Annotated in this window: 13 protein-coding genes; 8 read left to right on the top strand and 5 right to left on the bottom strand. The window is 65.5% G+C overall.

The window, feature by feature from the left end:
- Positions 1-132 precede the first annotated feature (132 nt).
- The 7 genes from leuS to AC1RQC_RS08460 all read left to right on the top strand — a co-directional run bounded on the left by leuS (position 133) and on the right by AC1RQC_RS08460 (position 8,478).
- Positions 133-2,769, top strand: a complete 2,637-nt coding sequence (leuS, locus tag AC1RQC_RS08490; protein ID WP_492372941.1) for a leucine--tRNA ligase — start codon at positions 133-135, stop codon at positions 2,767-2,769.
- 48 nt (positions 2,770-2,817) lie between these two features.
- A complete protein-coding gene (locus AC1RQC_RS08485; protein ID WP_052494686.1) occupies positions 2,818-3,339 on the top strand; it encodes an LPS-assembly lipoprotein LptE in 522 nt (173 codons plus the stop codon).
- 64 nt (positions 3,340-3,403) lie between these two features.
- Positions 3,404-4,444, top strand: coding sequence for a DNA polymerase III subunit delta (gene holA / locus AC1RQC_RS08480; protein ID WP_492807988.1), 1,041 nt, complete (start codon positions 3,404-3,406; stop codon positions 4,442-4,444).
- Between the two features lie 124 nt (positions 4,445-4,568).
- Entirely contained in the window at positions 4,569-5,849 is a 1,281-nt protein-coding gene (locus AC1RQC_RS08475) for a glutamate-5-semialdehyde dehydrogenase (RefSeq protein WP_183035257.1), read from the top strand.
- Between the two features lie 102 nt (positions 5,850-5,951).
- Positions 5,952-6,374 carry a CopD family protein gene (locus AC1RQC_RS08470; RefSeq protein WP_150985938.1) on the top strand — a complete coding sequence of 141 codons (423 nt, stop codon included), beginning with the start codon at positions 5,952-5,954 and terminating at the stop codon, positions 6,372-6,374.
- Between the two features lie 142 nt (positions 6,375-6,516).
- Positions 6,517-7,122 carry a 2-hydroxychromene-2-carboxylate isomerase gene (locus AC1RQC_RS08465; RefSeq protein WP_043349543.1) on the top strand — a complete coding sequence of 202 codons (606 nt, stop codon included), beginning with the start codon at positions 6,517-6,519 and terminating at the stop codon, positions 7,120-7,122.
- An 81-nt stretch (positions 7,123-7,203) separates the two neighbouring features.
- Positions 7,204-8,478, top strand: coding sequence for a THUMP domain-containing class I SAM-dependent RNA methyltransferase (locus tag AC1RQC_RS08460; protein ID WP_492807985.1), 1,275 nt, complete (start codon positions 7,204-7,206; stop codon positions 8,476-8,478).
- A gap of 43 nt (positions 8,479-8,521) precedes the next feature.
- Here AC1RQC_RS08460 and AC1RQC_RS08455 read toward each other — a convergent pair whose 3' ends face one another.
- The 5 genes from AC1RQC_RS08455 to AC1RQC_RS08435 all read right to left on the bottom strand — a co-directional run bounded on the left by AC1RQC_RS08455 (position 8,522) and on the right by AC1RQC_RS08435 (position 13,589).
- Entirely contained in the window at positions 8,522-9,568 is a 1,047-nt protein-coding gene (locus AC1RQC_RS08455) for a response regulator (protein WP_492372943.1), read from the bottom strand.
- 294 nt (positions 9,569-9,862) lie between these two features.
- Entirely contained in the window at positions 9,863-11,317 is a 1,455-nt protein-coding gene (locus AC1RQC_RS08450; protein WP_492372980.1) for an NAD(P)(+) transhydrogenase (Re/Si-specific) subunit beta, read from the bottom strand.
- A 2-nt stretch (positions 11,318-11,319) separates the two neighbouring features.
- Positions 11,320-11,652 (bottom strand): NAD(P) transhydrogenase subunit alpha part 2, encoded by a 333-nt coding sequence (locus AC1RQC_RS08445; RefSeq protein WP_045240719.1) that lies wholly within the window; start codon positions 11,650-11,652, stop codon positions 11,320-11,322.
- Positions 11,653-11,882: 230 nt separating this feature from the next.
- Positions 11,883-12,245, bottom strand: coding sequence for an aspartate 1-decarboxylase (gene panD, locus AC1RQC_RS08440; protein WP_006157598.1), 363 nt, complete (start codon positions 12,243-12,245; stop codon positions 11,883-11,885).
- A gap of 222 nt (positions 12,246-12,467) precedes the next feature.
- A complete protein-coding gene (locus tag AC1RQC_RS08435; protein WP_150985941.1) occupies positions 12,468-13,589 on the bottom strand; it encodes a Re/Si-specific NAD(P)(+) transhydrogenase subunit alpha in 1,122 nt (373 codons plus the stop codon).
- 530 nt (positions 13,590-14,119) lie between these two features.
- On the opposite strand from AC1RQC_RS08435, the gene AC1RQC_RS08430 reads away from it, so the two are divergent.
- Positions 14,120-14,923, top strand: coding sequence for a TorF family putative porin (locus tag AC1RQC_RS08430; RefSeq protein WP_477133073.1), 804 nt, complete (start codon positions 14,120-14,122; stop codon positions 14,921-14,923).
- Positions 14,924-14,964: the final 41 nt, after the last annotated feature.

Raw genomic sequence — 14,964 nt, 5'->3', positions numbered from 1 at the left:
CTGCGCCGCAAGTGCCGACGGTTATAATCGGCACTTTCGCCGTTCCAGCGCAGGCGGGCGCCGCAAGGCTTGCCCGCCGCTTATCTTTTCCACGCTTTTCGCACGCCGACGCACCGCGCCGTTGTCCTGAACATGCAAGACAAATACCTTCCCTCAGCCGTTGAACAAGCCGCCCAGCAACACTGGCAAGCCATCGATGCCTACCGCGTATCGGAAGAGGCGAAGCTGGCCGACGGCAGCGAGAAGCCGAAGTTCTATGCCTGCTCGATGCTGCCTTACCCGTCGGGCAAGCTGCATATGGGCCACGTGCGCAATTACACCATCAACGACATGATGGCGCGCCATCTGCGCATGAACGGGCACAACGTGCTGATGCCGATGGGCTGGGACGCGTTCGGCATGCCGGCGGAAAACGCCGCGCTCAACAATGGCGTGGCGCCGGCGGCCTGGACCTACAACAACATCGCTGAAATGAAGCGGCAGATGCAGTCGATGGGCCTGGCCATCGACTGGTCGCGCGAAGTCGCCACCTGCAGCCCGGACTACTACCGCTGGAACCAGTGGCTGTTCCTCAAGATGCTGGAAAAGGGCATCGCCTACCGCAAGACTGGCACGGTGAACTGGGATCCGGTCGACCAGACCGTGCTGGCCAACGAGCAGGTCATCGATGGGCGCGGCTGGCGCTCGGGCGCGCTGGTTGAAAAGCGCGAGATCCCGATGTACTACCTGCGCATCACCGACTACGCCGAGGAACTGCTCGGCGACCTGGACGACCTGGGCTGGCCCGAGCGCGTCAAGATCATGCAGCAGAACTGGATCGGCAAGAGCGTGGGCGTGCGCTTCGCGTTCCCGCATGCCATCGCCGGTGACGACGGCAAGCTGATCGGCGACGGCAAGCTCTATGTGTTCACCACGCGCGCCGACACCATCATGGGCGTGACCTTCTGCGCGGTCGCCGCCGAGCACCCGCTGGCCACCCATGCCGCCGCGACCAATCCTGAACTGGCCGCCTTCATCAACGAGTGCAAGCACGGCTCGGTGATGGAAGCCGATATGGCGACCATGGAAAAGAAGGGCATGCCCACCGGCCTGAAGGTGACGCACCCCCTGACCGGCGAGCAGGTCGAGGTGTGGGTTGGCAACTACGTGCTGATGAGCTACGGCGACGGCGCTGTGATGGGCGTGCCCGCGCACGACGAACGCGACTTTGCCTTTGCCAACAAATACGGCCTGCCGATCAAGCAAGTGGTCGATATGGTTGACGCCAAAAAGGGCCAGCCGTTCTCCACCGAAGCCTGGCAGGAGTGGTATGGCGACAAGGAGCACGGCACCTGCATCCATAGCGGCAAATACGACGGCCTGGACTACAAGGCTGCGGTGCAAGCCATCGCAGCCGATCTCGGTGCCAAGGGCCTGGGCGAGAAGAAGGTCACCTGGCGCCTGCGCGACTGGGGCATCTCGCGCCAGCGCTACTGGGGCACGCCGATCCCGCTGATCCATTGCGACGACTGCGGCGTGGTGCCGGTGCCGGAGCAAGACCTGCCGGTGGTGCTGCCGGAAGACCTGGTGCCGGACGGCACCGGCAACCCGCTGGCCAAGGATCCGCGTTTCCTCGCGTGCACCTGCCCGTCGTGCGGCAAGCCGGCGCGCCGCGAGACCGACACCATGGACACCTTCATCGATTCGTGCTGGTATTACATGCGCTATACCTGCCCGGACGCGGCCACCATGGTCGATGCGCGCAACGACTACTGGATGCCGATGGACCAGTACATCGGCGGCATCGAGCACGCGATCCTGCACCTGCTGTACGCCCGCTTCTGGACCAAGGTCATGCGCGACATGGGCCTGGTCACGTTCAACGAGCCGTTCTCCAACCTGCTCACGCAGGGCATGGTGCTCAACGATACCTACTACCGCGAAGACGCGGCGGGCAAGAAGACCTGGTTCAACCCGGCCGAAGTCGACGTCAGCACCGATGAGCGCGGCCGCCCGCTGGGCGCCGTGCTCAAGGCGGATGGCCAGCCGGTGGTGATCGGCGGCGTGGAGAAGATGTCGAAGTCCAAGAACAACGGCATTGACCCGCAGGCCCTGATCGACCAATACGGCGCCGACACCGCGCGCCTGTTCGTCATGTTCGCCGCGCCGCCCGAGCAGCAGCTCGAGTGGAGCGGCTCGGGCGTGGAGGGCGCTTCGCGCTTCCTGCGCCGGGTGTGGAACTACGGCTATGCCAACGCCGAGGCGATTGCGGCGGCGGGCAATGCCGTGCCATCCGGCGACGCCGACGCAGCGCTGCGCCGCGAGATCCACAGCGTGCTCAAGCAGGCCAACTACGACTATCAGCGCATCCAGTACAACACCGTGGTGTCGGCGACCATGAAGATGCTCAACGCGCTGGAAGACGCCAAGCAGGCCACGCCCGCCGCGCGCCGCGAGGGCCTGGGCATCCTGCTGCGCGTGCTGTATCCGGTGGTGCCGCACGTCACCCACGGGCTGTGGCAAGAGCTTGGCTACGCCACGCAGTACGGCGATCTGCTCGACGCAGCCTGGCCGCAGGTGGACGAATCCGCGCTGGTGCAAAGCGAGCTGGACCTCGTGCTGCAGATCAACGGCAAGGTGCGCGGCAGCCTGAAGGTGCCGGCCGACGCCGACCGCGCCGCCATCGAGGCCATGGCTGCCGCCAGCGAGATCGTTGCCAAGTTCGCTGACGGCGCCGCGCCGAAGAAGATCGTGGTGGTCCCGGGCCGCCTCGTTAATGTGGTTCTTTAACGTGACGCTGTAACTAGCGTCAGAGAAGCCAACAAGGGAGCTGCCCACATGGATGGACAGAAGCTGGATCGACCGCTGCAGGGCCGCCGCAAGGTCCTGGCCACGCTGCTGCTGGCCGGCCTGCTGGGCGGCTGCGGGTTTCACATGCGCGGCAACGCGGACTTTGCATTCAAGCGGCTGTATGTGAGCATTCCGCCCAATACGCTGATGGGCTCCGATTTGCGCCGCGCCATCCGCAACGGATCGGACACGCAGATCGTGACCGACCCGAAAGAAGCGGACGCCCTGCTCGATGTGCTGCAGGATACGCGTACCAAGACGGTGCTGTCGATCACCACCACTGGCGTGGTGCGCGAGTACCGCCTGACGCAGCGCTTCACCTTCCGCCTGCGTGACGCCGGCGGCCAGGAGCTGATCGCGCCGTCGCAGCTGGTGCTCACGCGCGACCTGACCTACAACGAAGCCAACACGCTGGCCAAGGATTACGAAGAGCAGCAGCTCTATCGCGACATGCAGCGTGACATCGTGCAGCAGCTGATTCGCCGGCTGAGCGCGGTCAAGGCCATCTGAGCGGCGCGAGAAGCGCCGGCCAGACAAGCTCAATAGGCAAGGACAGAGGAAAGAAGCGCACGGCATGCAGCTCAAGCTCGACGGACTCGAAGCGCACCTGCGCCAGGCCAAGGGACGCGGCCTGGCACCGCTCTACGTGGTGCATGGCGACGAGCACCTGCTGGTGCTAGAGGCGGTCGACCGCCTGCGCCAGGCTGCGCGCGAGGCCGGCTTCACGGAGCGCGAGGTGCTGTCCTCCGAGCGCGGCTTCAACTGGGGCCACGTGGTCCAGGCGCAGCAATCGATGTCGCTGTTCGGCGATCGCAAGATCGTCGAGCTGCGGATTCCCTCCGGCAAGCCCGGCAAGGACGGCGGCGAGGCGCTGCGCGCGGTGGCTGCCCAGCCTTCGCCGGACGTGGTCATGTTCATCACGCTGCCGCGGCTGGACTTCGCCACGGCCAAGTCGGCCTGGTTCCAGGCGCTGGACGCCGCCGGCGTGTCGATCAAGGTCGATTCCGTCGACCGCACGCGGCTGCCGGCCTGGGCCGGCGAGCGGCTGGCGCTGCAGCAGCAGCGGGTCGAGCCCGGTGAACCGGGGCGGCGCGCGCTGCAGTTCATCGCCGACAAGGTCGAAGGCAACCTGCTGGCCGCTCACCAGGAAATCCAGAAGCTCGGACTGCTGTATCCCGCTGGTCCGCTGACCTTCGAGCAGGTGCACGATGCGGTGCTCAACGTGGCCCGCTACGACGTCTTCAAGCTCTCCGAAGCCATGCTCAGCGGCGACGTGCCGCGCCTGGTGCGCATGCTCGAAGGGCTGCGCGGGGAGGGCGAGGCCACGGTGCTGGTGCTGTGGGCGCTGACCGAGGAAATTCGCGTATTATCCAAGGTCCGGCAAGGGCTGGCGGCAGGCAAGCAGATTGGTGTCCTGACGCGTGAACTGCGTATCTGGGGCCCGCGCGAAAAGCTGGTGCCGCAGGCCGCGCAGCGCCTCTCGCTGGCGCAGCTGGAAGCCGCGCTGGGCATGGCCGCCAAGCTGGACCGGCAGGTCAAGGGCCTGCGCGCCGAAGGCATGCCGGCCGAGCCCTGGGATGGCCTGCTGCAGCTGGCGCTGACCATCGCCCGGTAAGCCCGCAGGCCGGTAGCCGGTAGCGCGGTCATTGGAGATCACTGCCAGCGACCCGCATAGCCAGCCGTAGCCGACAAAAAAAAGCTAAACCAAGCATTGAGGGCCGGGTCCCCTGGCCAGGAATATGAACGAGCTCGATCTCAAGCAGTACATGGACCGCGTCGGCCAGCAGGCCCGCGCCGCCTCCCGCGCCATGGCGCGCGCCTCCACCGCGGACAAGAACCGCGCGCTGTTGACCATCGCCGCCGCCATCCGCCGCGACGCCGCGCACCTCAAAGCCGTGAACGCCGGCGACGTGGAGCGTGCCCGCGCCAACGGCCAGGACGCCGCTTTCATCGACCGCCTGACGCTCTCGGACAAGGCGATCGACACCATGGCCGCCGGCCTGGAGCAGATCGCCGCGCTGGCGGACCCGATCGGCGAGATCAGCAACATGAAATTCCGTCCCACCGGCATCCAGGTGGGCCAGATGCGGGTGCCGCTGGGCGTCATCGGCATCATCTACGAGTCGCGTCCCAACGTGACCATCGACGCAGCCGCGCTGTGCCTGAAGTCGGGCAACGCCACCATCCTGCGCGGCGGCTCCGAGGCGATCGATTCCAATACCGCGCTCGCCGCCCTGGTGGCCGAGGGCCTGGCCGCCGCCGGCCTGCCGCCCGAAGCGGTGCAGGTGATCTCGACCACCGACCGCGCCGCGGTTGGCCGCCTCATCACCATGACCGAATACGTCGACGTGATCGTGCCGCGCGGCGGCAAGAGCCTGATCGCGCGCCTGATGGCAGAAGCGCGGGTGCCCATGATCAAGCACCTGGACGGCATCTGCCACGTCTATATCGATGTCGACGCGGACCTGGACAAGGCGGTGCGCGTTGCCGACAACGCCAAGACCCAGCGCTACGCGCCCTGCAACACCATGGAAACGCTGCTGGTCGCGCGCGATGTCGCCGCCGCGGCGCTGCCGCCGCTGTGCCGCATCTACCAGGAAAAGGGCGTGGAGCTGCGCGTGTGCGCCGCCACCCGCGCCACGCTGGAAGCCGCCGGTTTCACCGGCCTGGTCGACGCCACCGAAGAAGACTGGCGGCTCGAGTACCTGGCGCCGGTGCTGGCGATCCGCACCGTGGCCGGGCTGGACGAGGCCATCGAGCACATCAATACCTATGGCTCGGCGCATACCGATTCCATCATCACCGAGAACTACACCACTGGCATGCGCTTCCTGCGCGAGGTGGACTCGGCCAGCGTGATGATCAATGCGTCGACGCGCTTTGCCGATGGCTTCGAGTACGGCCTGGGCGCCGAGATCGGCATCTCCAACGACAAGCTGCACGCGCGCGGCCCGGTCGGTCTGGAAGGCCTGACCTCGTTGAAGTACGTGGTGTTCGGCCACGGCGAGATCCGTACCTGAGCGGGCTGGCGGCACGCGTCCCGTGCCGCCTCCCGTCGCGCAGCCCCACCGTTTCACCGTTCCCATGCGTTCCCATGGGAACCTAACCAGAAAAAAGGCCAGATGCTCTGGGTTAAAGCGCTGCACATCGTTTTCGTTGTCTCCTGGTTCGCTGGCCTGTTCTACCTGCCTCGCATCTTCGTCAACCTCGCCATGGAGCGCGAGCCGGCCAGCGTGCAGCGCCTGCTGCTGATGGCGCGCAAGCTCTACCGCTTCATGACCATGCTGGCGGTGCCGGCGCTGGTGTTCGGGCTGTGGCTGTATATCGGCTACGGGATCGGGCGCGGTCCGGGGCAGGGCTGGATGCATGCCAAGCTGGCGCTGGTGCTGGTGCTGATCGGCTATCACCATGGCTGCGGCGTGCTGCTCAAGAAGTTCGAGGGCGGGCGCAATACGCGCTCGCACACCTTCTATCGCTGGTTCAACGAGTTGCCGGTGCTGGTGCTGCTGGCGGTGGTGATCCTGGTGGTGGTCAAGCCGTTCTGACGCGCATTGGCCGGCGGCCGCGCGCATCGCCTGTGCGGGCCGCCGGGTTTGGGTTTTTTCTCGTATCGTATTTCATTCGTTTCACGCAGCATTGCCGCGTTCACCGCGCGGTTGTCTCGCCCCACTCCGTCCAGAGGACATGATGAGCAAGCAGGTCGACTACTATCTCACCCCGCAATCGCCTTTCGTCTACCTTGGCCACGAACGCTTCACCGCGATTGCAGCCAAGCATGGCGTGCAAGTCAATCTCAAGCCCTGCGACCTGGGCCGCGTGTTCTCTGTTTCGGGTGGCTTGCCGCTGGCGCAGCGTCCGCCGCAGCGCCAGGCCTACCGCCTGGTCGAGCTGGCCCGCTGGAGCGAGTTTCTCGGCCTGCCGCTGAACCCGCAGCCGACCTTTTTCCCGGTCTCCGGCGACGCCGCCAGCAAGCTGGTCATCGCCGTGCAGCTGGCCCATGGCACCGCCCGCGCGATGGAGCTGATCGGCGCCATTGGCCGCGCCCTGTGGGCCGAGCAACGCAATATCGCTGACGCCGCCACGCTGGCGCAGCTGGCCGACAGCATCGGCCTGGAAGGCGCGGCGTTGCTCAAGGCGAGCGACGCGCAGGCTGTCCAGGCCGCTTATACGCAGCACACCCAGGACGCGGTTTCCGTCGGCGCGTTCGGCGCGCCGTGGTACGTCTATGACGGCCAGCCTTTCTGGGGCCAGGACCGCCTGGACTTCCTCGATCGCGCCCTCGCGGCGGGCTGAAGCCCCGGAGCGCGGTACACTGCGCGCTATCCGACCCCGTCCGCTACGGCGGACGTTTTTGTTTGCAGGAATTCCCAAGCCATGTCCCAAGCCTTTTTTGCCTCCTGCCCGCGCGGCCTCGAGAGCGCACTTGCCGAAGAGTTGCACGAGATCGCAGCCCGGCCCGGCCTGGCCAGGCTCGCCCCCATCCAGGTCCATCGCGAAATGCCCGGTGGCGTCACTTTCTCGGGCGAGATGGCCGCGGCCTACGCAGTCAACCTGCATTCGCGCATCGCTAGCCGGGTGCTGATGCGGGTCGCCAACCGCGGCTACCGGCGCGAAGACGACGTCTATGACCTGGTGCGCGCCCAGCGCTGGGATCATTGGTTCACGCCGGATGAGACGCTCCGGGTGGACGTCACGTCCCATCGCTCGCCGCTGCAGAGCCTGAACTTCATCGCCCTGCGTATCAAGGACGGCGTTTGCGACGCCATGCGCGAGCGCTCGGGCGAGCGGCCCAGCGTCGATACCGTGAATCCGGATGTGCGGATTTATGCCCATCTGACCGAGCACGATTGCACGCTCTACCTCGACACCTCGGGTGATCCGCTGTTCAAGCGGGGCTGGCGCCTGGAGAAGGGCGAGGCGCCGCTGAAGGAAAACCTGGCTGCCGGCATCCTGCGCCTGGCCGGATGGGTGCCAGGCCAGACCGAACGCCCGTTCTACGATCCGATGTGCGGCAGCGGCACCTTCCTGGTGGAAGCGGCCCAGGTGGCCCTTGGCCTGGCCCCTGGCGCGAACCGCAGCTTTGGCTTCGAGCGCCTGAAGGGCGCCGACAACAAGACATGGAATGCGCTGAAGGCGGCTGCGCGGGATGACGAGGAGGCCGCGCGCAAGCGCGTCGCGTCCGAGCCTCTGGAACTCGCCGGCAGCGATATTTCCACGGACCTGCTGTCGATGTCGCAAGCCAACTGGGAACGCGCGGGCTTGCCCGGCGAAGTGCGGTTGAAGCAGGTGGATGCGCGCTTTGCGCAGCCGCCGTTCGCGGCACCCGGCCTGATGTTGATGAACCCGCCGTATGGCGAGCGGATTGCCGTGCGGGGAGAACGCCGGCGGCCGATGGACGAAGCACCGGTCGACGAGATCGATGACGAGGCCGCCAATCAGTTCGCCAGCGCCTTTGCCACCACGCTCAAGCAGCATTTCGCGGGCTGGCAGGCATGGGTGTTCACTGGCGACCTGACGCTGCCGCGCCGCTTGCGGCTCAAGGAGTCGCGCCGCACGCCGCTGTACAACGGCAATATCGAATGCCGGCTGTTCCGTTTCGACATGGTGCGAGGCGGCAACCGCAACGCCCCGGCGCAGCCTTCGGCCTGATGCGGCAAGCGCAGGAGAGCGAGCCTGTCCTGCGCTGCCTGGCTTAGCGCGTTGCGCGCCCGGTGACCCGCTCGGGGTGACGGGCAAAATCGTCCAGGAAGCCCTGGAAGCTGACCACCGGCTCCTGCAGCAGATGGCGCGGCAGGTCGAACAGCGCGTAGAAATAATCCTCACGCCCTTCGCAGCGCTCGGCCGGCAGGCAATATTGCTCCCAGTCGATGCAGGCCGGCGTGTACATGCCATTGCCTGGCCAGAAGAAAGGCACGATGCGGCCCTCGCGCAGTCCCTCGATCAGGGCCGCCGGCGCATCGTAAGCTTCCGCGGATTCCACCTGGTTGATCAGGCCGGCGCGTGTCTCGATCACCATCAGCGTGGCCTGGCCCTGCGCCGTCAGCATCAGGATGCCGGCCGGGTTGGGGTAGAGGTAGTACTCGACAAAGCCGTAGCGCGCGGTGACCTGGCGCACCCGCTCGCAGATCGCGGGGTCCGACAGGAAGGAAAACGAGTGGCGCGTCAGCAGGTCGCGCAGCGTGCGCGACAGGGTGGCGAAATACTGCTGCTGGAGCGCGTCGATCTCCTGGTCCAGCCGCTCGACCATGTTGCTGTCGTGCTTCTTCACGTAGCGGTCGATCAGCCCATGGTTGAAGCCCTGCACGGCAATGCCTTCGTCGGCGGTGCCGGTCAGCAGGATGGTCTTGCACGGCAGGTCCTGCAGGGCCTGGCAGAACTCCAGCCCGTTCATCTGCGGCATCGAATAATCAACCACGATCACGCCCGGCTGCACAAAGCGGTTGTAGTCGTGGATTTGCCGGTAGATGCGGTCGATATCGAGCTGCACGGTGCGCCGCTCGGTCAGGAAGGTCAGGTCGTCATGCGTGACCCGCACGGGCAGGAAGCCGGTCGAGCGTGTGGTGTAGGTCTCGCGGATCCATTGCAGGGCTTCGCGGGGGTCGGTGAAGGTCACCACCGGCCGCGACGGATCCATCTGGAACGCCAGGCTGTCGATGAACGATTTACTGTCGTCGACGAGCACCGTGAGGATCGGGTGATGGAAGACCGACAGATTCCTGTCCTGGGGGTTGAATGTCATGTTGCGTTCGGCTCCGCTGTCGGCAGATACTTCGGGCGGGTGGTTTGGCGCGGCTGGAGATCCGGCGCGGCAAGGCCAGCGGACGGATCGGTTCGGAGCGGCCCACCGCGCTGGACTACACCTGGCCCTTTTTGGGTGACCGGCGCGTGCCATGGCCGGTGACCGGAAACCAGTATAGCGCGCTCGCGCTCGCGCGCAACCGGACCTCGGCGAGATGGAAAAAAGCGCGACAGTGTCGCGCTCTTCGTGGCGGCAGATACGGGCGGATGCCCGTATCTGGTGCTTCCGGCGTGCTTACTCGACCGCCTTGCCCATGTCTTCCACCACCTTCTTGGCGTCGCCGAACACCATCATGGTCTTGTCCATGTAGAACAGCTCGTTGTCCAGGCCCGCGTAGCCAGCGGCCATCGAGCGCTTGTTCACGATGATGGTCTTGGCCTTGTAGGCTTCCAGGATCGGCATGCCGGCAATCGGCGAGTTGGGATCGGTCTTGGCGGCCGGGTTGACCACGTCGTTGGCGCCCAGCACCAGCACCACATCCGCCTGGCCGAACTCGCTGTTGATGTCCTCCATTTCGAAGACCTGGTCGTAAGGCACCTCGGCCTCGGCCAGCAGTACGTTCATGTGGCCCGGCATGCGGCCCGCCACCGGGTGGATGGCGTACTTCACCGTCACGCCTTTCTCGACCAGCTTCTCGGTCAGTTCCTTGAGCGCATGCTGCGCGCGTGCCACCGCCAGGCCGTAGCCCGGGACGATGATCACGGTCTCGGCATTGCCCATCAGGAAGGCCGCGTCGTCGGCCGAGCCGGACTTCACGTTGCGCTGCGCCTGGCCGCCGGCAGCGGCCGCCGCGGGCGCGCCGCCAAAGCCGCCGAGCAGCACGTTGAAGAACGAACGGTTCATGGCCTTGCACATGATGTACGAGAGGATGGCGCCGGAGGACCCCACCAGCGAGCCGGCGATGATCAGCATCGGGTTGTTCAGCGAGAAGCCGATGCCCGCCGCGGCCCAGCCCGAGTACGAGTTCAGCATCGACACCACCACCGGCATGTCGGCGCCGCCGATCGGGATGATGATCAGCACGCCCAGCACGAAGGCGATCGCCAGCATCAGCAGGAAGGGCAGCCAGTCCTGCGACAGGCAGAAGATGATGCCGAAGCCGATCATGGCCACGGCCAGCAGCAGGTTCAGCAGATGCTGCCCGGCAAAGGACACCGGCGCGCCCTGAAACAGGCGGAACTTGTACTTGCCCGACAGCTTGCCGAAGGCGATCACCGAACCGGAGAAGGTGATGGCACCGACGAAGCAGCCGATGAACAGCTCGATGCGGTTGCCAAACGGGATATCGTGCGAGCCCGGCGGCGTGATGCTGAATGCAGACGGCTCGGCCACCACGGCCACCGCGATGCAGACCGCGGCCATACCGATCAGCGAGTGCATGGCGGCCACCAGCTCGGGCATCTTGGTCATCTCGACCTTTCTTGCCACGTAGGCACCGATGCCGCCGCCAACCACCAGCGCACCGAAGATCAGCGCCATGCCTTCGGCGACCGACGACTGGCCCGCGCCGATGGCCAGGAACTCGTTCTTGAGCTTGGCGATCAGCACCAGCGTGGTCACCGCGGCGATGGCCATGCCGATCATGCCGAAGGCGTTGCCGCGCCGCGCGGAGCTGGGATGCGAGAGGCCCTTGAGCGCCTGGATGAAACACACCGAGGCGAGCAGGTAGAGCAGGGTGACGAGGTTCATGCTCACTTGGCGCCCTCCTCATGACCCTTGCCAGCCTTGGCCTTGGGTTCTTTCTTCTTGAACATCTCCAGCATGCGCTGCGTCACCAGGAAGCCACCGAACACGTTGACCGCGGCGAGCGCGACCGCCAGCGTGCCCATGGTGCGGCCCACGGGGCCCTCGGTCAGGCCGGCAGCCAGCATGGCGCCGACGATGATGATGGCCGAGATCGCATTGGTCACGGCCATCAGCGGGGTGTGCAGGGCGGGCGTCACCGTCCAGACCACGTGGTAGCCCACGTAGATCGCCAGCACGAAGATGATCAGGTTGATCACCGTGTGGTTCACCATTTCCATCGACTTCTCCTCCGTTGCTTGAATGCCTTGCTGCGCGGTTGTCCCGTGTTCTTTTGCCTGGCCAGGCGCCTGTGAGCGCCTACTGCATCGATGCCCCGCCTGGTGCCGCGTTGTCGTCTGTCGCGTAGGTACCCTCACCCCAGGGGGGACGGTACGGCTGAATCCGAAAATCGCATGCCGGATGCGGGCATCGCACCGGCGTTGGCTCCCGGCGCGATGTCCTCATCCGCTTACACCTTCTTGATTTCCTTGATGGCGTTGTTGTCGTCCACCAGGATGATCTTCGGCTTGTAGGTGGCGATCTCTTCATCGCTCATCGGCGCGTAGGTGCAGATGATGAGATGGTCGCCCAGGTGCGCGCGCCGTGCGGCCGCGCCGTTGAGCGAGATCTCGCCGCTGCCGCGCACGCCCTTGATGATGTAGGTGGAGAAGCGCTCGCCATTGTTGACGTTGTATAGCTCGATTTTCTCGAACTCCTTCATGTCGGCCGCTTCGAGCAGATTCTCGTCGATGCCGCATGATCCCTCATAGTTGAGGTCCGCCTGTGTCACGGTGACACGATGGAGCTTGGCGCGGAGCATGATGCGTTGCATGGGTGATACGTCCTTGGTTGATGCTGGATGAGCTTGTAGGGTAGCCCCTGGGGTTGAGTCCTGACGGGCCACTTGGAATGGTTCCGGAGCCTGGGTATCGGCCAGCCCGGCCAGCCGCACCGGCAGTAAAGCCCGATAGCGGCAGGCGCGCTACCGTGCACCTGGCCGGAACCGCCTGGCCCCATTCTAAAGCGACCGGGCCGCGGCGGGCCCGCTGCCGCTTCAGGAAGCGCCGCGGACCACCTGGCCGTCCTTGCACATCAGGCAGGCGGCGACGATATCGTCCTCCAGGTTCAGCGTGAACTGGCCTTCCTTGTCGATGACGAGCTTGAGGAAGTCGAGCACGTTGCGCGCATATAGCGCCGACGCGTCGGCCGCCACCATGCTGGCCAGGTTGGTGTGCCCGATCAGCGTGACGCCGTGGCGTTCCACCACTTCGTCAGCCACAGTCAGCGGGCAGTTGCCGCCCTGCGCCGCGGCGAGGTCGACCACCACCGAGCCCGGCTTCATCGCCTGCACCGTTTCTTCCTTGAGCAGCACCGGCGCCTGGCGGCCCGGGATCAGCGCGGTAGTGATGACGATGTCGGCTGCCTTGGCGCGCTCGTGCACCAGTTCGGCCTGGCGCCGCATCCAGTCGGGTGGCATGGGGCGGGCATAGCCGCCCACGCCCTGCGCGATCTCGCGCTCTTCGTCGGTGACGAAGGGCACATCGAGGAATTTGGCGCCCAGCGATTCGATCTGTTCCTTGACGGCGGGACGCACGTCGGAGGCTTCGATGACCGCGCCCAGCCGCTTGGCGGTAGCGATGGCCTGCAGGCCCGCCACGCCAGCGCCGAGGATCAGCACGCGGGCCGCCTTGACGGTGCCGGCGGCGGTCATCAGCATGGGCATGAAACGCTGGTAATGATGCGCGGCGACCAGCACGGCCTTGTAGCCGGCGATATTGGCCTGGGAAGAGAGCACGTCCATGCTCTGCGCGCGCGTGGTGCGCGGCGCGGCTTCCAGCGCGAAGGCGGTCAGCGTGGCGCCCGCCATGCGCGCGTTGTTCTCTGCGTCGAAGGGATTGAGCATGCCGACCAGCACGGCGCCCGGCTTCATCAGCGCGAGCTCGGCATCGACGGGGGCGCGGACCTTGAGCACCAACTGCGCGCCGAAGGCTTGCGCCGCGGTGCCAATGGTGGCACCGACGGCCTCATACGCCGAGTCCGGCACGCTGGCGCGTACGCCGGCTCCCGACTGGACGATGACCTGATGGCCCTGGGTCACGTACTTCTTGACCGTCTCCGGGGTGGCGGCGACACGAGTCTCACCTGCCCGCGTCTCCTGCGGGATGCCGATGTGCATCGTCAATTTCTCCTTTTGCTGGCGTCTTTGAGGCGCTGTCAAAATGATTCTGGCGTTGGCGCGCGAGCTTGTCGTACGACCGCTACGACATGGCAACGCGCCTGACCAGAACCGCTTCGGCTCATTCTGACAATGCCACTGATCTGCTAGGCGGGCGGACGTCTTTGGCTCTTTTGTGTCTGCCCTTTGTGTCTGCCATGCGCCCGGCCAGGCCGAACGCAGCGCACAATTTTTTCGCAGCTTACAGGAATCTGACGATATGTGGTGACCGGCCGGTCGGCTTTTGCGCAACCGCATCACCCCCTCTCTGGACCTGTTGGTTCATCCCAGGGCATGCCGGGACGTTCCCTTTACGATTTTTACGCCATCCCTTGGCGGGCCGGTATTTTCTTGACACCGATTTTAGGCGCGTGCCCGTACTGTTCCGGTCGCGCCGCGGCCACTGTCATCCTGACGTTCGCCGTGGCTTCAGCCATCGCCTCATGCGTGGCTGTCCACCGATCGAAGTTCTTCCAATTGCCAAGTTATCCATGACTGCTCTTCGCTTCAACGTTTCGCATGCCTGCCTCGCTACCCTGTCTTGCGCCACGCTTCTCGCCGCGCCGGCCGCCTTCGCGCAGGGCGCACCCGATGCAGCCGCAGCAGCCGACGCGTCGCCGCACACCTTCACGGCCAACGTCACGCTGGCCAGCGAATATCGCTACCGGGGCCTGATGCAGTCCAACCGTCGCCCGGCGATCCAGGGCGGGTTCGACTACACGCATTCGAGCGGCCTCTACGTGGGCAACTGGAACTCCAGCATCAGCTGGCTCGGCGACAGCAACGCCAAGGTGTCGGCGCCGATCGAGATGGATTTCTACGGCGGCTTCAAGAACACCATCATGCTGGGCGGGCTCGAGTGGAACTACGACGTGGGCGTGCTGGAGTACTACTATCCCGGCGACTATCCGGCCGGCTACACACGCCCGTACACGACGGAGCTGTACGGCGGCATCGGCTACGGCCCGGTGTTCCTGAAATACTCGCACGCAGTGACCAACCTGTTCGGCTTCAACGACAGCAAGAACAGCTACTACGTGGACCTGTCGGCCAATGTGCCGCTGAACGTCTGGGACCTGACGCTCAATGCGCACGTCGGCTATCAGAAGGTGAGGAATGTCACGGACGCCTCGTACACGGACTGGAAGCTGGGGCTGACCAAGGACCTGGGCAAGGGCTTTGCGCTGGCGATCGCTTATATCGACACCAACGCCAACAAGTCGGTCTACACCAATGTGCCTGGCCGCTATATCGGCAAGGCAGCCGCCTTCGCGTCGCTCACCAAGACATTCTGAGCATGCCGCGCCATCTTGATGACATTTTGATGGCGGCGGCG

The organism is Cupriavidus sp. GW822-FHT03E04 (assembly GCF_058801495.1).
This window is presented reverse-complemented; position numbering and strand designations above follow the sequence as displayed.

Bases quoted from the DNA above. Each gene is read 5' to 3' on its own strand.
- leuS (WP_492372941.1), top strand. From the start codon at position 133: ATGCAAGACAAATACCTTCCCTCAGCCGTTGAACAAGCCGCCCAGCAA.
- AC1RQC_RS08485 (WP_052494686.1), top strand. From the start codon at position 2,818: ATGGATGGACAGAAGCTGGATCGACCGCTGCAGGGCCGCCGCAAGGTC.
- holA (WP_492807988.1), top strand. From the start codon at position 3,404: ATGCAGCTCAAGCTCGACGGACTCGAAGCGCACCTGCGCCAGGCCAAG.
- AC1RQC_RS08475 (WP_183035257.1), top strand. From the start codon at position 4,569: ATGAACGAGCTCGATCTCAAGCAGTACATGGACCGCGTCGGCCAGCAG.
- AC1RQC_RS08470 (WP_150985938.1), top strand. From the start codon at position 5,952: ATGCTCTGGGTTAAAGCGCTGCACATCGTTTTCGTTGTCTCCTGGTTC.
- AC1RQC_RS08465 (WP_043349543.1), top strand. From the start codon at position 6,517: ATGAGCAAGCAGGTCGACTACTATCTCACCCCGCAATCGCCTTTCGTC.
- AC1RQC_RS08460 (WP_492807985.1), top strand. From the start codon at position 7,204: ATGTCCCAAGCCTTTTTTGCCTCCTGCCCGCGCGGCCTCGAGAGCGCA.
- AC1RQC_RS08455 (WP_492372943.1), bottom strand. From the start codon at position 9,568: ATGACATTCAACCCCCAGGACAGGAATCTGTCGGTCTTCCATCACCCG.
- AC1RQC_RS08450 (WP_492372980.1), bottom strand. From the start codon at position 11,317: ATGAACCTCGTCACCCTGCTCTACCTGCTCGCCTCGGTGTGTTTCATC.
- AC1RQC_RS08445 (WP_045240719.1), bottom strand. From the start codon at position 11,652: ATGGAAATGGTGAACCACACGGTGATCAACCTGATCATCTTCGTGCTG.
- panD (WP_006157598.1), bottom strand. From the start codon at position 12,245: ATGCAACGCATCATGCTCCGCGCCAAGCTCCATCGTGTCACCGTGACA.
- AC1RQC_RS08435 (WP_150985941.1), bottom strand. From the start codon at position 13,589: ATGCACATCGGCATCCCGCAGGAGACGCGGGCAGGTGAGACTCGTGTC.
- AC1RQC_RS08430 (WP_477133073.1), top strand. From the start codon at position 14,120: ATGACTGCTCTTCGCTTCAACGTTTCGCATGCCTGCCTCGCTACCCTG.